Genomic DNA, 25,596 nt, shown 5'->3' with positions numbered 1-25,596 from the left:
TCACTTCCTCCGCAGGGCCGCGACCGCGCCGACCAGGCCGGCCGCGCCGAGCACGGCCGCACCGGCGTAGCTCGCGGCGCGGTGGCGGATCATCCAGATCTGCGGCGTCATCGTGTGCGCGCGGTCGCTGAAGAGGCCGCGGGCGCCGTGGTCGCCGGGGACCGGCTCGTAGACGTTGTTCGGCAGCATCGGCTCCTTCTTGTCCGGCGCCTGCTGTCCGTCGAAGGCGCTGCGGGCCAGGTACCAGTCCATGAAGGCGCCGGCGAAGCGGTCGCCCAGGATGGTGCCCGCGGTCGGCTCGCCGACCCAGGTGCGGCGGCGCGGCTTGTCGGCGACGTCGGCGATCGCGATCGCGCCGACCTCGGGCTCGTAGATCGGCGGCACCGGCTGCGGGTGGTGCGGCAGCTGCGACTTCACCCAGTTGAACTGGATGGTGTTGAGCGCCGGCATGTCGACCTCGGACAGCCGGATCCTGCTCTTGGAGTGCAGGAGCTCGGCGGTGACCGCCTCGGTGAAGCCGCGGGCGCCGAACTTCGAGGCGCAGTACGCGGCCTGGAGCGGGATGCCCCGGTGCGCGAGCGCCGAGCCGACCTGGATGACGTGGCCGCGGCCGCGCGGGGTCATCCGCGAGAGCGCCGCGCGGGTGCCGTTGACGAAGCCGAAGAAGTTCACCGCGACGGCGCGCTCGAAGTCGGCCGGGTCGGTCGAGAGGAACTCGCCGAAGACGCCGACCATCGCGTCGTTGACCCAGAGCTCGATCGGCCCGAGCTCGGCCTCGATGCGGTCGGCCGCCGACTCGACCGCCTCGCGGTCGGCGACGTCGGTCGGGATGGTCAGACCGCGGCGGCCGGCCTGCTCGATCTCGGCCAGCGTGGCCGCGAGTCCGTCCTCACCGCGGGCGAGCACGGCGACGTCCCAGCCGCGCGAGGCCAGCTCGCGGACGGTGGCGCGGCCGAGACCGGCGGTGCCACCGGTGACGACGGCGACGCCGCGGCTCATGCGCGGGCTCCGGAGGCGGGGGTGCGGGGGTTCTGCGTCATGGTCGAGCTCCTTCGTGAGGGCGCCGGAGGCGGCTTGCTGCATCTCCACGGTAGGCGGCGGCGGAGGCGCGCCGCGCGGGGTTGCGCCCGGTCGGTGGGAGCATCGCAGAACGAGCGCCTGGGGAGGAGCCCCGCCAGCCTCTCGATCCGTCCAGCGATCATCCAGACCGCACCCAGACGTCGGCGCCAGACTGACCGCCGCCGCGCCCCGCGCGACCCCGCCCCTCGACGACCGGATCGACCCATGAACACACTCCTCGGGCTCAGCCTCGTCTCCGGTCCGGTGGTGATCGCCGTCTACGGGGTCTCGGGTCTCGCGCTGCTCCTGCTGGTCCTCGCCTTCGCGCGCTCGGCCCGACGCGGCCGCCGCCGCCGCCTGGCGCTGGCAGCGGCCGTCCTGCTCCTCGGCCTGCTGGTCGGCTGGGCGCTCGGCGGTCTGCTCGGCGGCACCGGCGGCCCCTTCGGCGTCGACTTCACGCCCGTCACCCGCGTCTGGATCGGGCTCGGCCTGGGCGGACTCGCCGTGGCGCTGCTCGCCCTCGGCCACGCCCTCGCGCACCGGCGCAGACGACGGGTGCTGGCCTCGGCGCTCGTCGGGGTCCTCGTCGTGGCGACCGCGGCGATGACCGTCAACATCGACTTCGGCCAGTACCCCACCGTCCGCAGCCTCCTCGGCATCAGCGCCTACCCGACGGTGGCCGAGCCGATCGCGACACCCGCCGGCGACCACGCCTCGCTCGACACCTGGACCGCCCCGGCGGGCATGCCGACCGCGGGCAGCGTCACGAACGTGGCGATCCCCGCGACGCAGTCCGGCTTCCCCGCCCGCGACGCCGTCGTCTACCTCCCGCCGGCCGCGCTGACCGAGAACCCGCCGCTGCTGCCCGTGATGGTGATGCTCTCCGGCCAGCCGGGCTCGCCGTCCGACCCGCTCGCCGTCGAGCACCTGCAGCAGACCCTGGACACCTACGCGGCCGCGCACGCCGGCCTCGCGCCGATCGTGGTCTCGCCCGACCAGCTCGGCGACCCGACGGCGAACCCGATGTGCGTCGACTCGCCGCTCGGGAAGTCCGCGACCTACTTGACCGTCGACGTGCCGAACTGGATCCGCGCCAACCTGCCGGTCCTCGGCGACGCGCACGACTGGGCGATCGGCGGCCTCTCGCAGGGCGGCACCTGCGCGATCCAGCTCGGCGCCGGCTACCCGCAGCTCTTCGGCAACATCGTCGACGCGTCCGGCGAGCTCGCCCCGACGCTCGGCGACGACGCGACCACCATCCAGCAGGGCTTCGGCGGCGACGCGGCGGCGTACGAGGCGGCCAAGCCCGCGGCGATCCTCGCGAAGAACGCGCCCTACAAGGACTCGTTCGCGGTCTTCGGCGTCGGCGCGAACGACACCTCGTTCCTCGCCGGAGTGCAGACCCTGCACGCCGCCGCGCAGGCCGCCGGGATGGACACCACCTACCTCGAGGTGCCGGACAGCGCGCACGACGCGACGGCGTGGTCGACGACGTTCGACAAGGGCGTCGAGCTGCTGACGGCGCGCTGGAACCTGGTCCCCGCGTCCTAGCGAGCGGAGGGGGCGCCTCCGGCGATCACCTCGCGGGCAGGGGGAAGCGCATGCTGATCGAGTAGGCCGCGCAGCGGACGTATCGAGATCCACCTGCGTCAGAAGCTGAGTCTGCAGACCCGCCCTGCTGGGGACGTCGGGTCTCGATACGCCCCTGCGGGGCTACTCGACCAGCATGAAGTGAGCCGTCTCCGCGTCCTCTTTCTCACCACCGGGACGCGAAGCGGCTCCGCCGCTCGACACGCCCCCGCGCGCTCCGCCTAGGCGCGGGTCGCCGCCGCCACCGCGGCCGCCACTCCCCCGCCCCACGGCGCGCCGTGGCCGGGCAGCACCCAGGTGGCACCGGTGGGCAGCAGGTGCTGCAGCGAGGCGAGCGCCTGCTCCGGCTCGTCGGTGAACGGCGCGGGAGCCGGCCCGGTCGCGCCGGTCAGCACGTGGCGCGTCGTGAGGCCGTCGCCGACGAACACGGCGTCGGCGATCGGCACGTGCACCGCGATGCTGCCGGCGGAGTGGCCGGGCAGTCCGATGATCCGCGGAGCACCCGGGAGGTCGAGCGTCTCGCCGTCCCGCACCGTCACGACCTCGGTCAGCGGGGGCACGCGCGCGCCGCCCTTCCGCAGGAAGTAGCCGAGGAAGCCGACCAGTGCGCCGATCTTCATCGACTGCTTCCCGTTCGCGGGCTTCTTCCCGCCCTTCGCGCGCTCGGCGTCGGCCTCGTGCACGAAGACGGGCACGCCGTGCTCGCGCCGGAGCCGCTCGGCGAAGCCGATGTGGTCGGAGTCGCCGTGGGTGAGCACGACTCCCCTTACGTCGTCGACGGAGCGGCCGATCGCCGCCAGCTCGGCGAGCAGCTCGGGCCAGAGCCGGGGCAGGCCGGCGTCGATGAGGGTCACGCCCTCGGGCGTGTGGACGAGGTAGGCGGCGACGATGTCCGAGCCGATGCGGCGGAGGTGGGGGGCGAGTTCCATGATGGCTACGGTACCTAGCCATCATGGCTACTGTCAATAGCTATAGTGGAGAGCATGCCCACTCCCGAGCGCACCTCCCTCGACGCGATCGTCCGCGCCGCCGCCCAGATCCTGGAGGAGGAGGGGCTCGCCGGCGTGACGATGCAGGCCGTCGCGCAGCGCGTCGGCGTGCGCGCCCCCTCGCTCTACAAGCGGGTCGAGGGCCGCGACCCCCTGCTGCGCCTGGTCGCCGAGGCGACGCTGGGCGAGCTCGCCGCGCGCGTCGAGCCGATCGAGGACGCCGCCGAGCTCGCCGGCGCCTTCCGCGCGTTCGGCCGCGAGCGGCCCGCCGCCTTCCTCCTGGTGATGGCGCCGGCGCCCGGTACCCCGGTGGCCCGGCAGCAGTTCCGGGACGCGGCGAGCGCCTCCGTCCTCCGCGTCGCCGCCGGGCTCGCGGGCCAGGAGCACGCGCTCGAGGCCGCGCGCACCCTCACCGCCTGGAGCACCGGCTTCATCGGGATGGAGATCAACGGGGCGTTCACCCTCGGCGGCGACGTCGAGAGCGCCTGGCGCTTCGGGCTGAGCCGGGTGATCGCGGCGCTGGCGCTGGCGGAGGTGGAGCCGGCGGAGGTGGAGCTCGCGGAGGTCAGCGCGCCGCGGCCTCGTCCTCGAGGAAGCGCGGCCGGCTCGCCGCGAGTCCGCTGAGCAGCAGCACCACGAGGCTCGCCAGCAGCAGGACGTACGAGCCGGTCCAGCTCCCCTGCGCCTCGTAGAGCAGGCCGATCAGCAGCGGCCCGGCGCAGGCGAGCGCGTAGCCGAGGCCCTGCGTCGCTCCGGAGAGCACCGAGGAGCCGGCCGTGCTGCGGGTCCGCGCGTTGACGAGGGTGAGCGTCATCGGGAAGGTGCTGACGCCCAGGCCGAGGCAGACCACCCAGGCCACGGCGCCGGCCAGCGGCGCGACCAGCAGGCCGACGTAGCCGACGGCGAGCAGCGCGACGCAGACGACGACCACGATCGAGGGGTTCCGCATCCCGAGGGTCAGCGGCGGGACGACGAAGGCCGCGCCGAGGCCGAAGATCGAGAAGAGGGCGAGCAGCGCCCCGCCCTGGGCCGGGTCCGCGCCGGCGTCGACGAGGATCGTCGGCAGCCAGGTGATGATCGCGTAGGTGTTCAGCGCCGTCATCCCGAGCATCAGCACCATCGCCCAGAGCAGGCGGGTGCGCCAGGCACCGGCGAGCCGGGTGGGCGCGGCGGCCGCGGCGGCGCCGGCCTCGCCGCGCCGGGCGAGCGCCGCCCAGAGCAGGCAGGCGACGGCGGTCAGCGCCGCCCAGACGCCGACCGCGAAGCGCCAGTCGAGGGCCGAGGCGAGCGGGACGGCGACCAGCGGGGCGACGAACTGGCCGGTCTGGAGCAGCGCGAGGTAGAGCGAGCTGATGGTCTTCAGCGTGTCGGCGAAGTAGCGCTTCACGATCGGCACGATCAGGACGTTCGAGGTGCCCACTCCGGCGAAGGCGACGACGGAGGAGAGCACCAGCGCGAGCGGGCTCGGGCTGAGCGCACGGAGCACCAGGCCCGCGGTGGTCACCAGCGTGGCGACGGCGAGGGTGCGCTCGAGGCCGAAGCGGCGGGCGGCCGCGGCGGCGACCACGCCGAAGACGGCGAAGGAGGCGGTGACGATGGTGCCGAACGCGCCGTAGAGCGAGGGGCCGAAGCCGAGGTCGGCGCCGATCGTCTCGAGCAGCGGGCTGAAGCCGGTGACGGCCGTCCGGAGATTGAGCGCCGTCATCACGATCGCGGCGAGTGCGAGGAGCGCGGTCCTCTGCGGGGTGACGACGGTGGACGTCATGGCGGCCTGCCCTGGGTAGGATGATGGGATGAATCCCGCCGAGCCTAGCGCGCCGGAGCCCCGGTCGGTCGACCTCCGCGCACCGGAGCCGTTCCGCCGCGAGAGCGTCATCGATCACGTCACGGCGCTCTTCCACGAGGAGATCCGCTCCGGCCGGTGGGCCGTCGGCGCGCGGATCCCGACGGAGCCGGAACTGGTGCGCTGGAGCGGCGCCGGGCGGAACTCCGTGCGCGAGGCCGTGCAGACGCTCGTGCAGTCGGGGCTGGTGCGGCGGGAGCAGGGGCGCGGCACCTTCGTGATCGCGCGCTCGCAGCTCACCACGTCGCTCCGGCGGCGACTGCCCAGCGCGGACCGGCGGGACGGCCTGGAGCTGCGCTTCGCGATCGACGGGGCGACCGCGGCCCTCGCCGCCGAGCGGCGGACCGCGGAGGACGTCGAGACGCTGCGGGACCTGCTGGCGGCGCGCACCCGCTCCTGGGAGGGACACGACCTCGCCGAGCGGACCGCGACCGACACCGCGCTGCACCGCGCCGTCGTCGCCGCCACGCACAACGCGCTCTTCCTCGAGCTCTACGACGGGCTCACCGGCCTCTTCGAGACGGTGCTGCAGGACGACGTCGTCGGCGAGGAGGACCGGCACGCCCGCGAGCACGCGCTGCTGGTCGAGTCGATCGCCGCGGGCGATGCGGACGGGGCCCGGCGGGCGATCGAGGAGCTGCTCGCGCCGCTGCTGGAGCCGGACGGCGAGCAGAACATCAGCTGAGAGGCCTCGTCATCGGCCATCGGCGATGAGACGTGCTCTCAGCCGATGTTCTGCAGGAGCAGCGCCGATCAGCGCTGCGGCCGGCGCGTGGACCAGAGCGCCCAGGCCACCAGCAGCGGCTGGAAGACCAGCCGGACCGCGCGCTTGCGGTCGGTGTCGAGGCCGAAGGCGCTGGTCTTCGTGACGTACTGCGAGACGTTGCCGGGGAAGATCGCGGTGAAGAACGCAGCGGCGGCTGCTCCGACCAGCGGTGCCCGGCGGCGCGCGAGCACCAGCGAGGCGCCGAGGCCGATCTCCACGACGCCGGACGCGAGCACGACCGTGTCCCTGTCCAGCGGCACCCACTCCGGCACCTGCGCCTGGAACTCCTCGCGCGCGCGGGTCAGGTGGCTGACGCCCGCGAAGACGAGGGCGGAGCCGAGGAGGACCTTGGCGCCGGTGCGGATCAGGGACGGAGTGGAGGAGGCCATCCCCCCATCGTTCCCGATCGAGCAGGCCGGAGTGCCCGGCAGCGTCCGAACCGCACGGATGTGCCGTGTCGGAGGCCCGGCCTAGTCTGATCGGGTGTCAGACCGCATCCTCGTCCTCACCACCGGCGGAACCATCGACAAGGAGTACTCGCTCGCGGGCGAGCTCGAGATCGGGGCGCCGACGATCCCGCGCCTGCTCGAGCCCGTGCTGTCGACGCTCGAGTTCCGCGTCGAGGAGGTCCTGCGGAAGGACAGCCTCGACCTCGACGACGCCGACCGCGCGCTGATCCGCGAGCGCGTGCTCTCGGCCGAGGAGGACCGCATCGTCCTCACCCACGGCACCGACACGATGACGCTGACGGCCGAGGCGCTCGGCGCGGTCCGCGACCGGGTCGTCGTGCTGACCGGCGCGATGCAGCCCGCGCGGATGCGCGACAGCGACGCCGCCTTCAACCTCGGCGCGGCCGTCGCGGCGGTGCAGCTGCTGCCGCCGGGCGTCTACCTCGCGATGAGCGGGCGGGTGCTGCCGGCCGGCGCCGTCGTCAAGGACCGGGCGGCCGGGATCTTCCTGCCGGCCTGAGCCGCACCGGCCTGAGCCGCACGGGCCTGAGCCCTGGCGACCGGAGACCGCGAGTCCGAGCCCGCGAACCGCGACGCGGCGGCGTCACTCCGCCGCGGCGACCGCCCGCGTGCACTCCGCGCACAGCCCGAAGACGTCCACGACGTGGTGCGCGTCGGTGAAGCCGTTCTGCGCCGCGACGCTGTGCGCCCAGGTCTCCACCGCATCAGCGGCGATCTCGACGGTCAGCCCGCAGCGGCGGCAGATCAGGTGGTGGTGGTGGGTGCCCGGGGTGCAGGCGCGGTAGAGGCTCTCGCCGTCCGGTGACTGCAGCGAGTCGGCCTCGCCCTCGACCGCGAGGTCGGACAGGGCGCGGTAGACCGTCGCCAGGCCGATCGGCGAGCCCGAGGCGTGCAGGGCGCTGTGCAGCCCCTGGGCGCTGACGAAGTCCTCGCGCCGGGTGAGCGCCTCGCGCACGGCCTCGCGCTGCCACGTGTTCCGCTTGACCACCGGTCCGCCTTCCCGTTTCACGACCCGCGCCACGCTATACCCCCGCTCCGACCGCGGCCGGCGAGTGCCGGCGCGAGGGCCGCCGCACGCCCTTGCGGCCGATGATCCGGCACACCACGTAGATCGTGAACGAGATCGTGGTGACGTAGGGGCTGATCGGCACGGAGCCGCCGAGCGCGAGCAGGATCCCGCCGACCAGCGCACCGACGGCGAAGAGCACGCTGAGCAGCGGCACGAGCACCGGCGACGCGGAGATCCGCAGCGCCGCGGCCGCGGGGGTGACGAGGATCGCGAGCACCAGCAGCGAGCCGACGATCTGCACCGACACCGCCACGGCGAGGCCGAGCAGCAGCATGAACACGATCGAGAGCGCCCGGGTCGGGATGCCGCGCGCGGCCGCCACGTCGGCGTCGACGCTCGCGAAGGTCAGCGGACGCCAGATCAGCGCGAGCCCGATCACGACGACGACCGAGATCGCGATCAGCCAGCCCAGCTGCGGGTCGTCGACCGCGACGATCTGCCCGGTGAGCAGGCCGAACTTGTTGGCGCTGCGTCCCGGATAGAGCGCGAGGCAGAGGATCCCGAGGCCCAGGCCGAACGGCATCAGCACGGCGATGATCGAGTTGCGGTCGCGGGCGCGCGAGCCGAGCAGCCCGATCAGCAGCGCCGCGACCAGCGAGCCGACGATCGAGCCCTGCACCACGCCGACGCCGAGCAGCAGCCCGGCCGAGGCGCCTGCGAAGGACAGCTCGCTGATCCCGTGCACGGCGAAGGCCATGTCCCGCGACATCACGAAGACGCCGATCAGCCCGCCGACGACGCCGAGGACCGCGCCCGCGATCACGGAGTTCAGCAGCAGCGCGAGCAGCGCGCCGTAGTCGGAGAAGTCGAAGATCTGCGACCAGACGTCGTCGGTCATGCGCGCTCCTCCTCGCGCTCGTGCACGTGCGAGTGGTCGGGGGCGCCGACCACGATGACGCGGCCGCGCGCGCGGATCACGTCGACCGGCGCGTCGTAGAGCTCGCTGAGCACCTCGGAGCGCAGCACCTCGTCGGGGGTGCCGATCCGGAAGCGGCCGCCGGCCAGGTAGAGCACCCGGTCGACCATCCCGAGCACCGGATTCACGTCGTGGGTGACGAAGAGCACGCCGAGGTTCCGCTCGCGCCGGTGCCGGTCGATCAGCTCGCTGACCGCGCGCTGGTGCGCGAGGTCGAGGGCGATCAGCGGCTCGTCGCAGAGCAGCAGGGCCGGGTCGCCGGCGAGGGCCTGGCCGACCCGGACGCGCTGCTGCTCGCCGCCGGAGAGGCTGCCGATCGGCGCATCGGCGTAGTCGGTGGCGCCGACCGAGGCGAGCAGGGCGTCGACCTGCGCGCGACGCGAGCGCGAGGGCAGCGGCAGGCCGAAGCGGTGGCCGTCGATGCCGAGGCCGATCAGGTCGCGGGCGCGCAGCGGGGTCCCCTCGTCGGCGAGCTTCTGCTGCGGGATGTAGCCGATGCGGCGGTTGCCGCGGTGCACCGGCTGGCCGAGGACGCGCAGCTCGCCGCTGCTGAGCGGCTGCTGGCCGAGGACCGCGCGGAGGAGGCTGGTCTTGCCGGAGCCGTTGGCGCCGAGCACCGCGACGAACTCGCCGGCCCGCACGTCGAGGTCGACGCCGCCCCAGAGCTCGCGGTCGCCGAAGCGCAGACCGGCGCCGCGCAGCTGCAGCACGGACGCCGAAAGGCCCGCCTCCGAGGAGGCGGGCGCTGACGACGGACCGGATGGGGTCGAGGAGGGTGGCGTCACGACGAGAGGGCTCCCTCGAGGGCGTCGAGGTTGGCGGTCATCCAGCCGACGTAATCGTCGCCCTCGGGCAGCGTCTCGGTGACGCCGACGGTCGGGACGCCGGCCGACTCCGCCGCGTCGAGCACGGCCTGGGTCTGCGAGCTCTCGGTCTGCTCGTTGAAGACGAGCGCGTCGACGGTGCCGTCGGAGAAGAGGGCGAGCGTCTCCTGCAGGGTGGTCGCGGGGACGTCGGTGCCCTCCTCGACCGCCTCGCTGAACGCCTCCGGAGTCGCGTTGACCAGGCCGAGCGCGTCGGTCAGGTAGAGCGGGACGGGCTCGGTGATGGCGATCGAGCGGCCGCCGAGCGTGCCCTTCAGCTCGGCCTCGCGGTCGATCAGGGCGTCGAGGGAGCCGCCGAGGGCCTCGGCGTTCTCGGCGTAGGTCGCGGCGTTGTCCGCGTCGATCGCGGACAGCTCGTCAGCGATCGACGTGACCATCTCGCGGACGGCGGACAGGTCGTACCAGACGTGCTCGTTGTACTCGGCGTGCTCGTGGCCGGCCTCGTCGTGATCGGCGTCCTCGGACTCGGCGGCCTCGTCCTCGTGGGCGTGCTCCTCCTCGAGCCCGGCGACGACGGTGGCGGTGATCACGGGGGCGGTCGAGCCGGAGGCGTCGATCATGGTGTCGACGAAGGCGTCGTAGCCGCCGCCGTTCTCGATCACGAGCGCCGCGTTCGAGAGGGCGAGCTGGTCACGGGCCGTCGCCTCGTACTCGTGCGGGTCCTTGTCCGGGCTGTCGATGATGCTCGTGACGTCGACCAGGTCGCCGCCGATGCTGCGGACCAGGTCGCCGTAGACGTCGGTCGACGCGACGACGGCGACCTTCCCGCTGTCGCCGGAGGAGCCGGTCGAGGAGGCCGTGCCGGAGCACGCCGAGAGGGCGAGCGCGGTGCTGCCGAGCAGCGCGACGAGGGCGAGGGAGCGGGTCTTCACGGGTGAGCCGATCTGGGTCTGGAGCGGGGCGGTCGGGATGCTGACACGGTAGCGACTATTGATAACGATTGTCAAAGTCACTGCAGAGCGCCGGGGTCGCGAGGAGTCGCCCGGGTCGCGTCGCGCGGAGTCACACGCGGTCACGGGTCGTCGCATTCCTGCAGGGCATCCGCCGCGGCTGCCACAGTCGCCGCAGCACCCCGCGACCGCCGCCTCCGCCGCGATCGCCCGCACCGGAAGGAACCACCGTGAGCAGCACCGTCTCGACCCCGACGCTCGACAGCCGACTCCCGCTCGAAAGCCCGCCCCCGACCGATCGCTGGGCCCGCTCCCCGCGCCCCGCCACTCCGGCCGAGTGGCTCGCCCGTGCCGAGGAGGCCGCCGCGGTCCTCGCCGTCGACGCGCTCGAGCGCGACCGCGCCGGCGCCGCGCCCGTCGCCGAGGTCGCCCTGCTGAAGAGCGCGGGCCTCGTCACCCTGCTCGGCCCCGTCGAGCACGGCGGCGGCGGCCAGGAGTGGAGCGTCGCCCTCCGCGTGATCCGCACGATCGCTCGCGCCGACGGCTCGATCGGCCAGCTGCTCGGCTACCACTACCTCTGGGCCTGGGCGGCCCGGCTGGTCGGCACGCCCGAGCAGATCGCGGCCGTCGAGCAGCAGGCGACCGAGGGGAACCTCCTCTACGGCGGCGCGGTGAACCCGCGCGACTCCGATCTCACGGTCCGCGAGGAGGGCGACGAGCTGGTCTTCACCGGCCGGAAGTCGTTCTCGACCGGCGGAGTCGTCAGCGACCTGACCGTGCTCGAGGGCGTCCTCGAGGGGACGGACAGCCACGTCTTCGCGATCGTGCCGACCGCGCAGGACGGCATCGTCTTCGGCCGCGACTGGAACAGCCTCGGGCAGCGCCTCACCGAGTCGGGCTCGGTCGAGATCCGCGGCGTCCGAGTGCCGTGGGCCGCGGCGGCGGGCTTCGTCGACCGGGCGTTCCAGCCGCTGGTCTACAACACCCTCAACGTGCCGACGATCCAGCAGGTGTTCGCCGAGTTCTACCTCGGCATCGCGCAGGGCGCGCTCGAGCGGGCGGCGCAGTACACCCGCGAGTCGACGCGGGCGTGGCCGTACGGCGGCGACGACAAGGCCCGCGCGAGCGAGGAGTGGTACATCCTCGAGGGCTACGGCGACCTGCAGTCGCGCCTCTGGGCCGACGAGGCGCTGATCGACGCGACCGGCGCCGACCTCTCGACCGCGCTGCACGCGCCGCGCGAGGAGCTGACCCCGCGCCGCCGCGGCGAGATCGCCGTGCGGATCGCGGCCGCGAAGGCGCGCATCGTCGAGGACGGCCTGGCCGCGGCGACCCGCATCTTCGAGCTGACCGGCGCCCGGGCCTCCTCGAGCTCGGTCGGCCTCGACCTCTACTGGCGCAATCTGCGGACCCACTCCCTGCACGACCCGCTGCCCTACAAGCGCCGCGAGGTCGGCGTCTACACGCTGCTCAACGAGGTGCCCGAGCCGAGCTGGTACACCTGATCGGCCGCGTCGGAGCGGACGGCGTCAGAGCAGGCCGTGCCGCCGGAACGCCGCCAGGACGCCGTCCTCGCGCACGGAGGCGGTGACCTCGTCGGCGGCGGCGAGGGCCGCGGCGGAGGCGTTCCCCATCGCGATGCCCAGGCCCGCTGCGGCCAGCATCTCGACGTCGTTCGAGCTGTCGCCGATCGCCATCGTGTCGGCCAGCGGGTGGCCGAGGCGCTCGGCCAGCCTCACCAGCGCGCTGCCCTTGTCGACGCCGCGGACGCTGACCTCGCCGCCGGCGTCGCCGAGGGACGGGATCGTGCCGGTGATCACGTGGAAGCGGTCGCCGAGGCCCTCGCGGACGAGGGCGAAGGCGGTGCCGTCCTCGCCGAAGAAGGTCGCCTTGGCGATGCCCTCGGTCGGGACGGTGCCGTAGCCGCCGCCCACCCCTCCGCTCGTGAAGACGTCGTCGTAGGACTGCAGCGAGTAGGCGATCCGGTGCGCCTCGAAGAAGCCGGCGATCGCCTCGACGTCCTCGGGCGCCATCGTCCGCGACTCGAGCAGGACGCCGTCGAGCTCGACGAAGCCGCCGGCCGCCGAGACGACCCCGTCGAAGCCGAGGTCGAGGACCTGCTGCGGGATCTCGGGACGCGAGCGGCCGGTCGCGACGAGGACCAGATGGCCGTTGCTCCGGGCGCCGGTGATCGCCTCGCGCACCGACGGCGCGACGACCCCCTCGTCCAGGAGCGTGCCGTCGACGTCGAGCAGGACCAGTCGGGTGCGTGTCACCCGCGGAGCCTACCGGCCGGGTCCGACGCCCCCGTCGGCCGGCCCGCGTCCCCTGATCAGCCGAGCGTGCGCGGCGCCCGCCACTCCCAGGAGCGGTCCTCGTCGCCGATCGGCCGCAGCACCCGCGCTGGCACGCCGCCCGCGACGACCATCGGCGGCACGCTCGCCGTGACCACCGCGCCGGCCGCCACAACGGAGCCCGCGCCGATGACCACGCCGGGCAGCAGGATCGCGCCCGCGCCGATCCAGACGTCGTCCTCGATCACGACCGGCGCCGAGAACTGCGTGCCGTCGCGGCGCAGCTCCGGGTGCACGGGGTGCCCGGTCGTGCTGATCGTGACGTTCGGCGCGATCATCACCCGGTCGCCGATGACGACCTCGACGTCGTCGACCAGCGTCAGCCCGAAGTTCACGTAGACGTCCGCGCCCAGGCGGACCCGGTTGCCGTAGGCGACGTGCAGCGGCGGCTCGACCCAGGCGCCCTCGCCGACCGCCTCGAACAGCTCGTGCAGCAGGCGCCGCCGCTCGTCGACCTCGCGGGGGCCGGTCGCGTTGTAGGCGTGGGCGAGCTCCTTGCCGCGGATCCGCTCCTCCTCGAGCGCCTCGAGGCCCTCGCCGGCGTCGACGTACAGCTCGTGGGCGTCCATCCGCCGGCGGACCTCGTGCTCGCGCGCGTCCATCGCGTCCCCTCTCGTCGTCACCAGCCTGGCACGGGGCGCCGACGGCCCCGGGTGCTCGGCGATCGGAGGAGGGACGGGGATTGCGGGGAGCAACGGGGAGGGCTCACGCGGCGCGAGGTCGCCGCGCCGCGTCAGCAGGCGCAGATCTCCCGGCGGATCCAGTCGCCGGCCTCGGCGACCGGCAGCTCGCCGCGCCGCAGCAGCCGGCTCCACTCGACCGCGCGCCCGGTCAGGCGGTCGTCCGCGGTGCCGCGGTGATCGCCGCCGGCCGTGCGCATCAGGAGGTGCGCGATCGGGCCGCCGAGGCGCAGCGTCGCGCCGGCCACCCCGGCGAAGTGCCGGGCCTGGCCGCGGGTGTCGTCGTCGTAGGGCGGCGCGAAGCCGCGGCCGCGGATCCGGTTGCTGCCACCGGAGGCGAGGTCGATCAGCCCGCGCGGCCAGGGCCGGATCCCGGCGACCTCGCTCGCGACCGCGGCGATCAGGGCGCGGGGGCGGGGGCTGGGCGAGGCGGCGGCGAGGGCGTCGACGCGGTCGGCGAGGGCGGAGCAGGCGTCGGAGGCGGGCACCCGCCCAGTGGAGCACAGGACGACTGGGCGGTGGCGGGGAGCAGCGGCCTTGACACCCGCGGCTCGCGCCAGCACCATCGACGGTACAACGTTAGAAACAGCGGGCGGCGATCGCCGACGATCACCCCGTCCGGCCCGGCCGGAGCCCGCCGACGCCTCGGAAGGGCCCCGAATGACCGACTCCTCCGCCACCTCCTCCCCCGCCGCAGCTTCCGCGCGCGTCTTCCTCGATCCGGCTGCGGTGGTCGCTCCCGTGAACCCGCGGCTGTTCGGCTCGTTCGTCGAGCACCTGGGCCGCTGCGTCTACGACGGGATCTACGAGCCCGGCCACCCGACCGCCAACGAGGACGGCTTCCGCCTGGACGTCGTCGAGCTGGTCAAGGATCTCGGCTCGACCACCGTCCGCTACCCGGGCGGGAACTTCGTCTCCGGCTACCGCTGGGAGGACGGCGTCGGACCCCGCGAGGACCGCCCGCGCCGCCGCGACCTGGCCTGGCACTCCCTCGAGACCAACGAGGTCGGCCTGGACGATTTCGCGAAGTGGGCGAAGCTCACCGGCAGCGAGATCATGTACGCCGTCAACCTCGGCACCCGCGGCGTCCTCGAGGCGCTCGACGTCCTCGAGTACGCGAACGGGAAGGCCGGCACGTTCCTCGCGGACCAGCGGATCGCGAACGGGTCGCCGGAGCCGCACGACATCCGCATGTGGTGCCTGGGGAACGAGATGGACGGCCCCTGGCAGGTCGGCCACATGAACGCCGACGACTACGGCAAGCTCGCCTCCCGCACCGCCAAGGCCCTCAAGATCGCCGACCCGTCCCTCGAGCTCGTGATCTGCGGCTCCTCCGGCTCCTCGATGCCCACCTTCGGCGAGTGGGAACGGGTCGTCCTCGAGCACGCCTACGACGACGTCGAGTACGTCTCCTGCCACGCCTACTACCAGGAGTACGACGGCGACCTCGGCTCGTTCCTCGCCTCCTCCGTCGAGATGGAGTACTTCATCGCGACCGTCGCGGCCACCGTCGACCACGTCAAGCACAAGCTCCGCAAGACCAAGGACATCAAGCTCTCCTTCGACGAGTGGAACGTCTGGTACCTCCAGGAGTGGAACGAGAAGGAGAAGGCGGACGCCGCGGGCGACCAGAGCACCCGCGAGTGGGCGTACGCGCCGCGCCTGCTGGAGGACGTCTACTCCGTCGCCGACGCCGTCGTGCTCGGCAACCTGATGATCACGCTGCTGAAGAACTCCGATCGGGTCACCTCCGCCTCGCTCGCGCAGCTCGTCAACGTGATCGCGCCGATCATGACCGAGCCTGGCGGAGCGGCGTGGCGGCAGACCACGTTCTTCCCGTTCTCCACCACCGCGCGCCTCGCCTCGGGCTCGGTGCTGAAGCCGCGCATCGAGGTCGGCTCGTACTCGACCGCGCGCCACGGCGACGCGCCTCTCGTCGACTCCGTCGCCACGCTCGACGACGGTCGCGCCGCGGTGTTCCTGGTGAACCGCTCGACCACGGAGGCCCTCGAGGTGACCGTCGATGTGAGCGGCCTCGGCTTCTCCACCGTCGCGGAGGCTGTCGGGATCTTCGACGAGGACGTCTACGCGAAGAACACGAAGGACGACCAGAACCGCGTCGGCCTGAAGCCCGTCGACGCCACTCTGGTCGACGGCGTGCTGACGCTGACGCTGCCGCCGGTCTCCTGGACCGCCGTCTCCCTGACGGCGTAGCGCCCGGGCGGGGTGGGTCTCGATACGCGGGCCTGCGACCCGCTACTCGACCAACATGGAGCGCCGAGCTGCGCTCGCCGCCCACCGTTCTCCACTCTCCGCGGCCCGCACATGCGCGGGTGCACGCGCGGAGGCGGGCGCTTCATGCTGATCGAGTAGCCCGCACCGCGGGCGTATCGAGATCCCCCACCGCCGGCACCTCGCCACCGGGTCTCGATACGCGCGCCTGCGACCCGCTCCTCGACCAGCATGGTCCGCCGCACCTCCCGCGAGGCACGCCTGCTTTCATGCTGATCGAGTAGCCCGCACCGCGGGCGTATCGAGATCCACCCACGTCAGCACGGAGGCCCGCGGACCGGGACTGCTGAGCACGGCGGGTCTCGATACGCCGCTGCGCGGCTACTCGACCAGCATGATGGGGAGAGCTGCGTTCCCTGCCCTTCGCGGGCGCGGCGCAGGCGCTCCCTGCTGATCTAGCAGCCCGCATCGCGGCGTATCGAGATCCGCCCCCTTCATGCTGATCGAGTAGCCCGCACCGCGGGCGTATCGAGATCCCCCACCGCCGACACGTCAGCGCAGCAGCGCCTCGAGGTCCGCGACGCCGCGCCCGGCGAGCGTCGGCCAGAGCGTGCGGTCAGGGCCCGGCGCGAGCTCCGCGTCGTGCGGCACCCCGAACGCGCACGCCCCGGAGGCGACGGCCGCCGCGAGTCCCGTCGGCGAGTCCTCGATCGCGACGCAGTGCGCGATGTCCACGCCGAGCGTCGCGGCCGCCAGCAGGTACGGCTCCGGATCCGGCTTGCCGCGCGACACGTCGTCGCCGGTGACGAGCGCGGCGAGCGGCACCTCCGCCGCCAGCGCATCGACGACGACCTGCGCCATCACGCGCGAGGACGTGGTCACGATCGCCTGCCGCACTCCCGCTCGGTGCACCTCGCGCAGCAGCTCGCGCGCCCCCGGCCGCCACACCAGCCCGCGGTGCATCTCCGCGAGCACGTCGCGCTCGAGGGCCGCCTCCACCTCGGCGTCCGGCAGCTCGACCCCGGCGGCCTGCAGCGCCCGCACCGTCTGCTCCATCGTGCTGCCGATCAGTGCGAGCGCATCGGCTTGCGTCCACTCGCGGCCGAAGCGCCCGGCGAGCACCTCCTGCGCCCGCACCCAGGCGGGCTCCGAGTCGACGATCGTGCCGTCCATGTCCCAGAGCACCGCCTTCAGGCCGGTCGCACTCTCCGGGCCGGGCACTGCCTCGAGCCCGGTCACGACGCGACTCCCGTCGTGCGCCGGCGACCGAGGACCCCCGCGAGCAGCACCGCCACGACCCCCGCGATCGGCACCACCAGGAGCCCGACGCGCAGCCCCGCGCCGTCGGCGACCAGCCCGACGATCGGCGGGGAGAGCAGGAAGCCCAGCCGCATCAGCCACGAGACGATCGTGACTCCGGTGCCCGCGCGCAGCCCCCGGATCTCGTCGGCCTCGTGCATCGCCGCGGGCACGCTCGTCGCGAGTCCGAAGCCGGCGGCCGCGAATCCGGCGATCGTGCCGGGAACGGATGGGAACGCCAGCGCCGCGCCCATCCCGAGCGCCGCGATCGCCCCGCCGAACCGCAGCACGGTGCGCTGGCCGAAGCGGTCGACCAGCCGGTCGCCGAGGATCCGCCCGACGAACTGCGCGCCGACCAGCGCGACGAAGCCGTACGCCGCCACCGCCGCGGTCGCCCCGAGCGAGCCGCCCAGGTAGACGGCGGCCCAGGTCGAGGCCGCGTCCTCGACGAGGGTGCCCGCGATCGCCACCGCGACCAGGGCTGCGAGCAGCAGCACCACCCGCGGGCGGATCCGAACCCGCCCGACCGGCGCGGCCCCCGACTCGGCGGCCGTCTCGTCGTCCCGGCCTCGGAGGAGGAACCGCAGCGCGGTCAGCGCGACGGCCGCGAAGAGCACCCCCGAGATGCTCAGGTGCACGGCGCGGGGCAGGCCGAGCGCGATCGCCGCGGCGCCATCGAGCCGCCGAGGACCGCGCCGATCGACCAGATCGCGTGGAAGGAGTTGATGATCGAGCGCCCGTAGCGGCGCTGGACCCGCAGACCGTGGCTGTTCTGCGCGACGTCGGTGATCGCATCGGTCGCGCCGGCGAAGGCGAGAGCCCCGGCGAAGACCAGCAGCGACGGCGAGAAGCCGGCCAGCACCGTCCCGATCGCGGTGAGGATCGTGCCGAGCACCGCGGCGCGGCCGCTGCCGAGCCGCCGGATCACGACGGCCGCAGCGAGCCCGGCGACGACCGCGCCGGCCGGGAACGCGGCGATCGCGACTCCGTAAGCCGCGTTGTCGAGCGCCAGGTCGGCCTTGATCTCGGGGAAGCGCGGGACGAGGTTGGCGAAGAGCGCGCCGTTCGTGAGGAAGAGCGCGGCGACGGCGGTGCGGGCGCGGCGCGACTCGGTGGACGGCGGCGCGAGGGCGGTGGACATGCGTACGACCGTACACGCAGTGTGTACGATCGTGCACATGGACAGCACTGGCCACGTCGCCGACCACTTCGCTGGCGACGACCGCAGCAACCGCGAGCGGATGCTCGCCGGCGACCTCTACATCGCCGACGATCCGGAGAGCACGCGCCTCGCGCAGCGCGCCGCGCGACTCGCCGACGCCTACCACCGCGCCGCCCTCGCCGACGAGCACGCCGCCCGCCCGCTGCTCGTCGAGCTGCTCGGCTCCCTCGGCGAGGGCGCGTTCGTGAAGCCGCCGCTGTTCGTCGACTACGGCGAGAACATCACGATCGGCCCGCGCACCTTCGTCAACTACCACCTCACCGCGCTCGACGTCGCGGCGATCACCATCGGCGCCGACTGCCAGATCGGCCCGAACGTCCAGCTGCTCACCCCCACGCACCCGGTGGAGCTCGGTCCGCGCCGCGACAAGCTCGAGGCCGCGCGGCCGATCACGATCGGCGACAACGTCTGGCTCGGCGGCGGGGTGATCGTCTGTCCCGGCGTGAGCATCGGCGACGACAGCGTGATCGGAGCGGGCGCCGTGGTCACCCGCGACATCCCGGCCGGCGTCGTCGCCGTCGGCAATCCGGCGCGCGTGATCCGGAGCGTCACGGAGTGACCGAGACCGCTGAGAGCGAGCCCGCCCCGCGCGCGCCGCGCCGCACCGATCCGCACCGGCGCGACCGCATCATCGACGCCTGCCTCGACGTGATAGCGGAGGAGGGGGTCGCCGGCACCTCGCACCGCCGCGTGGCCGCCGCCGCCGACGTGCCGCTGGGCTCGATGAGCTACCACTTCGCCGGGATGGACGAGCTGCTGCACGAGGCCTTCACCCGCTTCGCCGACTCCGTCGCCGAGCAGACGCTGCGGCGGATGACCGACGCCCGCACCCCCGACGAGGCGCGGGAGGCCGTGGTCGACGTCGTCCTGCACGACATCTTCGGCAGCCGCCGCGAGCTCGTGATCACCCACGAGCTCTACACCCTCGCCGCCCGGCGCCCGTCGTACCGCAGCATCACGCACAGCTGGATGGCCCGCTCCCGCGCCGCCCTCGAGCGCCACGTCGACCCGATGACCGCCCGCATGCTCGACGCCCTGATGGAGGGCCTCACCATCCACCGCGCCCTCGACGAGGAGCCCGCCGACGACGCCGTCGTCCGCGAGGCCGTCCGCCGCATCCTCGGCTGACCCGCCCCTCCCCTCCCCCTCCGCGAGATGCCACTTGTGCACGCTTCTCACGGCGTGTCGCGCTCACAAGTGGCATCTCGCGAAGGGGTCAGGCGGGGGTGGCAGGGTGGAGGGATGGCTTCTCCCCAGGACTTCGACCTCGACGAGCTGCGGGCGCGCGTCCTCGAGGAGGACGGCGGGCAGGTGGACGACAGCATCCCCGAGCTGGCCGCGGCCGATCCGGCGCTGTGCGGGATCGCGCTGGCGCTGCCGAACGGCAGGGTGCGCTCGAGCGCGCAGGCGGACGTCGCGTTCAGCATCCAGTCGGCGGTGAAGCCGTTCCTCTTCGCACTCGCCCTGCTCGACACCGACGGCGACGCGCTCGACCGCGTCGGCATCGAGCCGACCGGCGAGGCCTTCGACGCCCTGAAGCTCGAGAGCGGCACCGGCCGCCCGCCGAACCCGATGGTCAACGCGGGCGCCCTGCTGACCGCCGCCCTCGTCGACGGCGGCGACGCGAGCGGCCGAGGCGAGCGCATCCTCCGCGGCCTCTCCGCCTTCGCCGGGCGCTCGCTGGAGGTCGACGAGAGCGTCGCCTCGAACGAGCACCTGCTCGGCGACCGCAACCACGCCCTCGCGCACCTCATGCGCGCCGAGGGCACCCTGCGGCGCAGTGCGGACGACGCCGTCGCCGCCTACGCCCGCGCCTGCGCCGTCCTCGTCGACGCGGAGGCCCTCGCGGTGATGGGCGCGACCCTCGCCCTCGGCGGCGTGAATCCCGTGACCGGCGAGCGCGTCGTGCCGGCCCGCGTCGCCCGCGACGTCGTCTCGGTGATGGCGACCTGCGGCGTCTACGACGGCTCCGGCCGCTGGATGCGCGCCGTCGGAGTCCCCGCCAAGTCAAGTGTCTCCGGCGCGATCGTCCTCTCCGCCCCCGGCCGCCTCGGTGCCGCCGTCGTCAGCCCGCCCCTCGACTCCCAGGGCACCAGCGTCCGCGGCGCCGCCGCGAGCACCCTCCTGTCCGCCGCCCTGTCCCTGCACTCCTTCGACCCGACCCCGCGCTGATGCTGATGCTGATCGAGTAGCCCGCGCAGCGGGCGTATCGAGATCCCCCACCGTCAGGACGCTGAGTCTGCAGACCCGTCCTGCTGGTGACGGTGGGTCTCGATACGCCCCTGCGGGGCTACTCGACCAGCATGACGCGGCGCAGCCGCGTCCTTTCCCTGACCACCGAGACGCGAAGCGGCTTCGCCGCTCGATACGCCGCTGCGCGGCTACTCGACCAGCATGGAAGGGCCGCTGCGCGGCTACTCGACCGGCATGGGTGGGCCGCTCCGCGAGAGCCGCGACCGCGAAGCGGAGCCCACCAGTCCGAGCCCGCCACTCCGGGCGCAAGGCCGAGGTCACCGGCGAATCGCGTGCCAGCGATTCGTCGTACCGGTCCGCAGGACGCTCTGCGGGACGCGACCACCCACCCGAGCCGACCGCGGAGCGGATGACGACGAAGGAGGAATCCGCTCTAATCGAGCAGCAGCGCAGGCTCCTCCAGCACGCTCGCGACGTCAGCGACGAAGCGGCTGACGACGTCGCCGTCGACGACGCGGTGGTCGAAGGAGCCGCCGACGGTGGTGACGAAGCGGGGGCGGACCTCGCCGTCGACGACCCAGGGCTTCTGCTTGATGGTGCCGAGGGCGATGATCGCGACCTCGCCGGGGTTGAGGATCGGGGTGCCGGTGTCCATGCCGAACACGCCGATGTTGGTGATGGTGATCGTGCCGTTCTGCATGTCGGCGGCGGAGGTCTTGCCGTCGCGGGCGTCGAGGGTGAGCTTCTCGAGGGCCTGGGCGAGCTCGAGGAGGCTCATCGACTGGGCGTCCTTGACGTTGGGCACGAGCAGGCCGCGCGGGGTCGCCGCGGCGATGCCGAGGTTGACGTAGTGGCGGACGAGGATGTCCGTGTCGGTCCAGGCGGAGTTGACCGTCGGGTTCCGCCGCACCGCCCAGATGATGGCCTTGGCCATGATCAGCAGCGGCGAGACCTTGACGCCGGCGAAGTCGGGCGAGTTCTTCAGGCGCTTGACGAACTCCATCGTGCGGGTCGCGTCGACGTCCACGAAGACGCTGACGTGCGGCGCGGTGAAGGCGCTGCGCGACATCGCCGAGGCGATGGCCTTGCGGACGCCGCGGACGGGGATGCGGTCCTCGCGGGAGTCGCCCCAGGCGGGGGTCTGGATGTTGCGGAAGACGCTGGCCTGGGAGGCGTGGCGGATGACGTCGTCGCGGGTGACCTCGCCGGCGAGGCCGGTGGCCTGCACCTCGAGCAGGTCGACGTCGAGGTCCTTGGCGAGCTTGCGGATCGGCGGCTTCGCGATGACGGGCAGCGCCGACGAGGCGGGTACCGAGGTCGGTCGCGGCGGCGACGCCGGGCGGGCCGGCTTCTCCGGAGCGGCGCCCGCGGCGGGACGGCGACGGCGGGTGGCGACGTGGCCGCCGGCGGTGCCGTAGCCGACCAGCGCGGCGCCGGAGCCCTCGCCGGGCTCGGTGGTCGAGGGGGCGGGCGGGGCTGCGGGCGGCGCGGCCTGCGCGGGCATCGCCGGGATCTCGGAGCCGGCCGAGCCCGCGCCCTGCACGGTGATGATCGGCGTGCCGACGTCGACCGTCTGGCCCTCGTCGACGAGCACGTCGACGACGGTGCCGCTGAACGGCGAGGGCAGCTCGACGAGCGACTTGGCGGTCTCGATCTCGACGAGGACCTGGTTGACGCTCACCTCGTCGCCGACCTTGACCCGCCAGGAGACGATCTCGGCCTCGGTGAGGCCCTCGCCGACGTCGGGGAGGAGGAAGTGCTCTGTCATCGTCGGGACTCCTGGCTGTGCCGGTTCTGCATGAGGAAAAAGGGGGGCGCGTCGGAACGCGGGGGCGTCGTCCGGTGCGTCAGTACGCGAGCGAGCGGTCGACGGCCTCGAGGACGCGGTCGACGTCGGGGAGGAAGAGCTTCTCGACCTTGGCGGGCGGGAAGGGCGTGTCGAAGCCCGCGACGCGGAGCACCGGCGCCTCGAGCGAGTAGAACGCCTTCTCGGTGACGGTCGCCGCGATCTCGGAGCCGAGGCTCACGTTCGCGGACGCCTCCTGAGCGACCACGAGCCGGCCGGTCTTGCGGACCGAGGCGAGCAGCGGCTCCCAGTCGATCGGCGAGATCGAGCGCAGGTCGACGACCTCGACGCTGGTCCCCTCCTCACCGGCGAGCTCGGCGGCCTGGAGCAGCACGGAGACCATCGGCCCCCAGCCCACGACCGTGACCTCGTCGCCCTGGCGCACGACGCGGGTCGCGTGCAGCGGGGCGGCGGAGGCGCGGAGGTCGACGTCGCCCTTGGGCCAGTAGCGGCTCTTGGGCTCGAAGAACATCACCGGGTCGTCCGAGGCGATGGCCTCCTGGATCATCCAGTAGGCGTCGTTCGGGGTCGACGGGCTGACCGCGCGCAGACCCGGGGTGTGCGCGAAGTACGCCTCGTTGCTCTCCTGGTGGTGCTCGACCGCTCCGATGTGCCCGCCGTAGGGCACGCGGATGACGACGGGCATCGTGAGCGTGCCCTCGTGCCGGTTGGTCATCTTCGCGAGCTGCGAGGTGATCTGGTCGAAGGCCGGGTAGATGAAGCCGTCGAACTGGATCTCGCAGACCGGGCGGAAGCCGCGCATCGCGAGGCCGATCGCGGTGCCGACGATGCCGGACTCGGCGAGCGGGGTGTCGAGCACGCGCTGCGGCCCGAACTCGGCGTGCAGGCCCTCGGTGATGCGGAAGACGCCGCCGAGAGGGCCGATGTCCTCGCCCATCAGCAGGACGCGGTCGTTCTCGGTCATGGCGCGGCGGAGCCCGGCGTTCAGCGCCTTCGCCATCGACATGGACTCCAGCTGCGTGTCGCTCAGCGGCGGCTGGACGGTGGTGCTCGTGTCGATCGTCATCGCGGGTCGCCTCCCAGCGCGTCCTCGTAGCCCTGGAGCCACGCCTTCTGCTCCGCCACCTGCTGGTGCGGCTCCGAGTACACGTGGTCGAACATCACGTCGACGGGCGGCGCCTCGAGTGCGAGCAGGCGCTGCCGGATGTCGGCGGCGAAGTCCTTCGCCTCCTCGTCCACCTCGTCGAAGAACGACTGCGGGGCGCCGAGTCCGCGCAGGTACGCGGCGAAGCGGGTGATCGGGTCCTTCGCGACCCACGAGGCGAGCTCGTCGTCGGTCCGGTACTTCGTGGGGTCGTCACTCGAGGTGTGCGCGCCGATGCGGTAGGTGAGCGCCTCGATGAACTGTGGGCCGCCGCCGGAGCGGGCGTCGGCGAGGTGCTTCGCGGTGACGGCGTAGCTGGCGAGCACGTCGTTGCCGTCGATCTGCACGCCCGGGATGCCGAAGCCGGAGGAGCGGAGGTACAGCGGGCTGCGCGACTGCGTGGCGACGGGGACCGAGATCGCGTAGTGGTTGTTCTGCAGGAAGAACACCTCGGGCGTCTGGTAGCTCGCGGCGAAGACCATGGCCTCGCTGACGTCGCCCTGGCTGGAGGCGCCGTCGCCGAAGTAGACGATGACCGCCGCGTCCTTCTCGGGGTCGCCCGTGCCGGTCGCGCCGTCGAAGGTGAGGCCCATCGCGTAGCCGGTCGCGTGCAGGGCCTGCGAGCCGAGGACCAGCGTGTAGAGGTGGAAGTTGCCGTGCGCGGGGTCGGCCGGGTCCCAGCCGCCGTGCGTCACACCGCGCAGCAGCGCGAGGACGCGGAGCAGGTCGACGCCGCGGACCTTGGCGACGACGTGCTCGCGGTAGGAGGGGAAGACGTGGTCCTGCGGACGCAGCGCGAACGCGGAGCCGACCTGCGCCGCCTCCTGCCCGTGACTCGGCACCCAGAGACCGAGCTGCCCCTGACGCTGCAGGTTCGCCGCCTCGATGTCGAACCGGCGGACGACCGCCATCTCGCGGTAGAAGGAGCGGTGCTGCGCCTCGTCGATCGCGTCGAGGAGGGGGGCGTACTGCTCGGCCGCGGGGGTCGGTGCGAACCGGCCGTCCGCGGTGAGGAACTGGACCGTCGGCGTCTCGCTGGTGGCTGCCACCCGACTAACCTATCCGCCTCGCGGGATGCCCCTTCGGGAGGGTCCCGACAATCTCCGCCGCTGCCGTGAGGAGCTTGTCGACAGAACTCGCCTCGCCGACGGACACCCGGATGCCCTCGGGCGGGAAGGCGCGGACGACCACGCCGGCCCGCTCGAAGACCGCCGCGGCCGCCTCCGTCTGCTCGCGGGTGTCGAACCAGAGGAAGTTCGCCTCGGACTTCGGGATGGTCCAGCCCTGGTCGAGCAGCGCCTGCCAGAGGTGGTCGCGCAGCTGGGCGATGCGGCCGACGCGCTCGAGCAGCTCCTCGCGGTGCTCGAGCGAGGCGACCGCCGCGGTCTCCGCGAAGCGGGTGACCGAGAGGGGGATGGCGGTCGAGCGGGCGGCGTCGAGGATCCGCGGGTGCCCGATCGCGTAGCCGACGCGCAGCCCCGCCAGTCCGTAGGCCTTGGAGAAGGTGCGGGCGACGACGAGGTTGGGGTGGCGGCCGAGGAGGGTCGCGCCGTCCACCGCGCGCTCGTCGCCGACGAACTCGGCGTAGGCCTCGTCGAGCAGGACGAGGACGTCGGCCGGCACCTTCTCGAGGAAGGCCGCCACGTCGTCCGCGGTGGCGACGGTCCCGGTGGGATTGTTGGGGCTGCAGACGATCACCAGACGGGTGCGCTCGGTGATCGCCTGCGCCATCGCGTCGAGGTCGTGCGTGTCGTCGGCGCGCAGGGGGATGCGCACGCCGGTGGCGCCGGCGGTGGTGATGAGGGAGGGGTAGGCCTCGAAGGAGCGCCAGGCGTGCACGACCTCGTCGCCCGGCCCTGCGGCGGCGGTGATCAGCTGGGCGATGACGGCGACGGAGCCCGCTCCGACGATGACCTCGTCGATCCCGACGCCGTAGCTCTCGGCGAGCGCCGTCCGGAGCGCCGTGGCCGCGGCGTCCGGGTAGCGGTTGAAGTCGGTGATCGCCTGCACCCGCTCGAGCACCGAGGGCAGCGGATCGAACGGGTTCTCGTTGGAGGAGAGCTTGAACGCGTCCGCGGAGGCGGCGCGGCCCTGGCGGTAGGCCGGCAGAGCGAGGATCTCGGGGCGGAGGCGGACGGGTGGCTCCTGCTGATCGGTCACCCGGACCATGCTATTCGGGCGGCGGCCGG

The 25,596-nt window shown here is 73.3% G+C and carries 27 protein-coding genes; 9 read left to right on the top strand and 18 right to left on the bottom strand.

Annotation, left to right across the window (positions count from 1 at the left end; translation table 11 throughout):
* Positions 1–999, bottom strand: coding sequence for an SDR family oxidoreductase (locus MT353_RS20115; RefSeq protein WP_173233840.1), 999 nt, complete (start codon positions 997–999; stop codon positions 1–3).
* A 285-nt stretch (positions 1,000–1,284) separates the two neighbouring features.
* On the opposite strand from MT353_RS20115, the gene MT353_RS20110 reads away from it, so the two are divergent.
* The gene (locus MT353_RS20110) at positions 1,285–2,610 is read left to right on the top strand and encodes an esterase family protein (protein ID WP_243625723.1); all 1,326 of its coding nucleotides are present in this window, start codon (positions 1,285–1,287) and stop codon (positions 2,608–2,610) included.
* 260 nt (positions 2,611–2,870) lie between these two features.
* Here the strand turns inward: MT353_RS20110 and MT353_RS20105 are convergent, their stop codons facing one another.
* Positions 2,871–3,578, bottom strand: coding sequence for an MBL fold metallo-hydrolase (locus tag MT353_RS20105; protein WP_243600346.1), 708 nt, complete (start codon positions 3,576–3,578; stop codon positions 2,871–2,873).
* Positions 3,579–3,632: 54 nt separating this feature from the next.
* Between MT353_RS20105 and MT353_RS20100 the strand changes: the two genes are divergently transcribed.
* Positions 3,633–4,262 (top strand): TetR/AcrR family transcriptional regulator, encoded by a 630-nt coding sequence (locus tag MT353_RS20100; protein WP_243600345.1) that lies wholly within the window; start codon positions 3,633–3,635, stop codon positions 4,260–4,262.
* Here MT353_RS20100 and MT353_RS20095 read toward each other — a convergent pair.
* Positions 4,204–5,403, bottom strand: coding sequence for a CynX/NimT family MFS transporter (locus MT353_RS20095; RefSeq protein ID WP_243625722.1), 1,200 nt, complete (start codon positions 5,401–5,403; stop codon positions 4,204–4,206). The two genes, MT353_RS20100 and MT353_RS20095, sit on opposite strands and share 59 nt — an antisense overlap.
* Before the next feature lie 28 nt (positions 5,404–5,431).
* Between MT353_RS20095 and MT353_RS20090 the strand changes: the two genes are divergently transcribed.
* Positions 5,432–6,166: a FadR/GntR family transcriptional regulator gene (locus tag MT353_RS20090; RefSeq protein ID WP_243625721.1), complete on the top strand. Its 735-nt coding sequence runs from the start codon at positions 5,432–5,434 to the stop codon at positions 6,164–6,166.
* A 68-nt stretch (positions 6,167–6,234) separates the two neighbouring features.
* On the opposite strand, the gene MT353_RS20085 is transcribed toward MT353_RS20090, so the two are convergent.
* Positions 6,235–6,636, bottom strand: coding sequence for a hypothetical protein (locus MT353_RS20085; protein WP_243625720.1), 402 nt, complete (start codon positions 6,634–6,636; stop codon positions 6,235–6,237).
* 94 nt (positions 6,637–6,730) lie between these two features.
* Between MT353_RS20085 and MT353_RS20080 the strand changes: the two genes are divergently transcribed.
* Positions 6,731–7,216, top strand: a complete 486-nt coding sequence (locus tag MT353_RS20080; RefSeq protein WP_123444686.1) for an asparaginase domain-containing protein — start codon at positions 6,731–6,733, stop codon at positions 7,214–7,216.
* 84 nt (positions 7,217–7,300) lie between these two features.
* Here the strand turns inward: MT353_RS20080 and MT353_RS20075 are convergent, their stop codons facing one another.
* The 4 genes from MT353_RS20075 to MT353_RS20060 form a co-directional block, all read right to left on the bottom strand.
* On the bottom strand, positions 7,301–7,705 hold the full coding sequence (locus MT353_RS20075) for a Fur family transcriptional regulator (protein ID WP_123701430.1): 405 nt from the start codon (positions 7,703–7,705) through the stop codon (positions 7,301–7,303).
* Positions 7,706–7,739: 34 nt separating this feature from the next.
* Entirely contained in the window at positions 7,740–8,624 is an 885-nt protein-coding gene (locus MT353_RS20070) for a metal ABC transporter permease (RefSeq protein WP_243625719.1), read from the bottom strand.
* On the bottom strand, positions 8,621–9,412 hold the full coding sequence (locus tag MT353_RS20065) for a metal ABC transporter ATP-binding protein (RefSeq protein ID WP_243625718.1): 792 nt from the start codon (positions 9,410–9,412) through the stop codon (positions 8,621–8,623). Before MT353_RS20065 ends, MT353_RS20070 begins: the two co-directional genes overlap by 4 nt.
* 71 nt (positions 9,413–9,483) lie before the next feature.
* Positions 9,484–10,458: a metal ABC transporter solute-binding protein, Zn/Mn family gene (locus tag MT353_RS20060; RefSeq protein ID WP_243625717.1), complete on the bottom strand. Its 975-nt coding sequence runs from the start codon at positions 10,456–10,458 to the stop codon at positions 9,484–9,486.
* Positions 10,459–10,706: 248 nt separating this feature from the next.
* Here MT353_RS20060 and MT353_RS20055 point away from each other — a divergent pair, with 248 nt between their 5' ends.
* A complete protein-coding gene (locus tag MT353_RS20055; RefSeq protein WP_243625716.1) occupies positions 10,707–11,981 on the top strand; it encodes an acyl-CoA dehydrogenase family protein in 1,275 nt (424 codons plus the stop codon).
* A gap of 24 nt (positions 11,982–12,005) precedes the next feature.
* Here MT353_RS20055 and MT353_RS20050 read toward each other — a convergent pair whose 3' ends face one another.
* The 3 genes from MT353_RS20050 to MT353_RS20040 all read right to left on the bottom strand — a co-directional run bounded on the left by MT353_RS20050 (position 12,006) and on the right by MT353_RS20040 (position 13,998).
* Complete coding sequence (locus MT353_RS20050) at positions 12,006–12,752, bottom strand: HAD hydrolase family protein (RefSeq protein WP_123701422.1); 747 nt, start codon at positions 12,750–12,752, stop codon at positions 12,006–12,008.
* Between the two features lie 56 nt (positions 12,753–12,808).
* Complete coding sequence (locus MT353_RS20045; protein ID WP_123734747.1) at positions 12,809–13,432, bottom strand: DapH/DapD/GlmU-related protein; 624 nt, start codon at positions 13,430–13,432, stop codon at positions 12,809–12,811.
* A gap of 131 nt (positions 13,433–13,563) precedes the next feature.
* On the bottom strand, positions 13,564–13,998 hold the full coding sequence (locus tag MT353_RS20040) for a hypothetical protein (protein WP_243625715.1): 435 nt from the start codon (positions 13,996–13,998) through the stop codon (positions 13,564–13,566).
* Positions 13,999–14,170: 172 nt separating this feature from the next.
* On the opposite strand from MT353_RS20040, the gene MT353_RS20035 reads away from it, so the two are divergent.
* Positions 14,171–15,724 carry an alpha-N-arabinofuranosidase gene (locus tag MT353_RS20035; protein WP_243625714.1) on the top strand — a complete coding sequence of 518 codons (1,554 nt, stop codon included), beginning with the start codon at positions 14,171–14,173 and terminating at the stop codon, positions 15,722–15,724.
* Positions 15,725–16,294: 570 nt separating this feature from the next.
* On the opposite strand, the gene MT353_RS20030 is transcribed toward MT353_RS20035, so the two are convergent.
* From MT353_RS20030 to MT353_RS22080, 3 genes are read right to left on the bottom strand one after another with little or no spacing between them, the layout of a single operon-like run.
* The gene (locus MT353_RS20030) at positions 16,295–16,981 is read right to left on the bottom strand and encodes an HAD family phosphatase (RefSeq protein WP_243625713.1); all 687 of its coding nucleotides are present in this window, start codon (positions 16,979–16,981) and stop codon (positions 16,295–16,297) included.
* Positions 16,978–17,658 carry an MFS transporter gene (locus MT353_RS22085; protein ID WP_308197544.1) on the bottom strand — a complete coding sequence of 227 codons (681 nt, stop codon included), beginning with the start codon at positions 17,656–17,658 and terminating at the stop codon, positions 16,978–16,980. The genes MT353_RS20030 and MT353_RS22085 overlap by 4 nt, the downstream gene beginning before the upstream one ends.
* A gap of 11 nt (positions 17,659–17,669) precedes the next feature.
* Positions 17,670–18,182: a hypothetical protein gene (locus MT353_RS22080; protein ID WP_308197543.1), complete on the bottom strand. Its 513-nt coding sequence runs from the start codon at positions 18,180–18,182 to the stop codon at positions 17,670–17,672.
* Positions 18,183–18,219: 37 nt separating this feature from the next.
* Here MT353_RS22080 and MT353_RS20020 point away from each other — a divergent pair, with 37 nt between their 5' ends.
* The 3 genes from MT353_RS20020 (at position 18,220) to glsA (ending at position 20,435) form a co-directional block, all read left to right on the top strand.
* Entirely contained in the window at positions 18,220–18,822 is a 603-nt protein-coding gene (locus tag MT353_RS20020; RefSeq protein ID WP_243625712.1) for a sugar O-acetyltransferase, read from the top strand.
* Positions 18,819–19,391 carry a TetR/AcrR family transcriptional regulator gene (locus MT353_RS20015; RefSeq protein ID WP_243625711.1) on the top strand — a complete coding sequence of 191 codons (573 nt, stop codon included), beginning with the start codon at positions 18,819–18,821 and terminating at the stop codon, positions 19,389–19,391. The genes MT353_RS20020 and MT353_RS20015 overlap by 4 nt, the downstream gene beginning before the upstream one ends.
* A gap of 114 nt (positions 19,392–19,505) precedes the next feature.
* Positions 19,506–20,435 carry a glutaminase A gene (gene glsA, locus MT353_RS20010; protein WP_243625710.1) on the top strand — a complete coding sequence of 310 codons (930 nt, stop codon included), beginning with the start codon at positions 19,506–19,508 and terminating at the stop codon, positions 20,433–20,435.
* A 454-nt stretch (positions 20,436–20,889) separates the two neighbouring features.
* Here the strand turns inward: glsA and MT353_RS20005 are convergent, their stop codons facing one another.
* The 4 genes from MT353_RS20005 to hisC all read right to left on the bottom strand — a co-directional run bounded on the left by MT353_RS20005 (position 20,890) and on the right by hisC (position 25,576).
* Complete coding sequence (locus tag MT353_RS20005) at positions 20,890–22,224, bottom strand: dihydrolipoamide acetyltransferase family protein (protein WP_123734739.1); 1,335 nt, start codon at positions 22,222–22,224, stop codon at positions 20,890–20,892.
* 79 nt (positions 22,225–22,303) lie between these two features.
* Positions 22,304–23,269 carry an alpha-ketoacid dehydrogenase subunit beta gene (locus MT353_RS20000; protein WP_372487859.1) on the bottom strand — a complete coding sequence of 322 codons (966 nt, stop codon included), beginning with the start codon at positions 23,267–23,269 and terminating at the stop codon, positions 22,304–22,306.
* Between the two features lie 56 nt (positions 23,270–23,325).
* On the bottom strand, positions 23,326–24,456 hold the full coding sequence (locus MT353_RS19995) for a thiamine pyrophosphate-dependent dehydrogenase E1 component subunit alpha (RefSeq protein WP_243625709.1): 1,131 nt from the start codon (positions 24,454–24,456) through the stop codon (positions 23,326–23,328).
* A gap of 4 nt (positions 24,457–24,460) precedes the next feature.
* Positions 24,461–25,576 (bottom strand): histidinol-phosphate transaminase, encoded by a 1,116-nt coding sequence (gene hisC, locus MT353_RS19990; protein ID WP_374204727.1) that lies wholly within the window; start codon positions 25,574–25,576, stop codon positions 24,461–24,463.
* Between the last annotated feature and the right edge of the window lie 20 nt (positions 25,577–25,596).

The organism is Rathayibacter sp. VKM Ac-2927 (genome assembly GCF_022815525.1).
Lineage (GTDB): Bacteria > Actinomycetota > Actinomycetes > Actinomycetales > Microbacteriaceae > Rathayibacter > Rathayibacter festucae.
The sequence above is the reverse complement of the archived record's forward strand: the minus strand, read 5'-3'. Positions and strand labels throughout refer to the sequence as shown.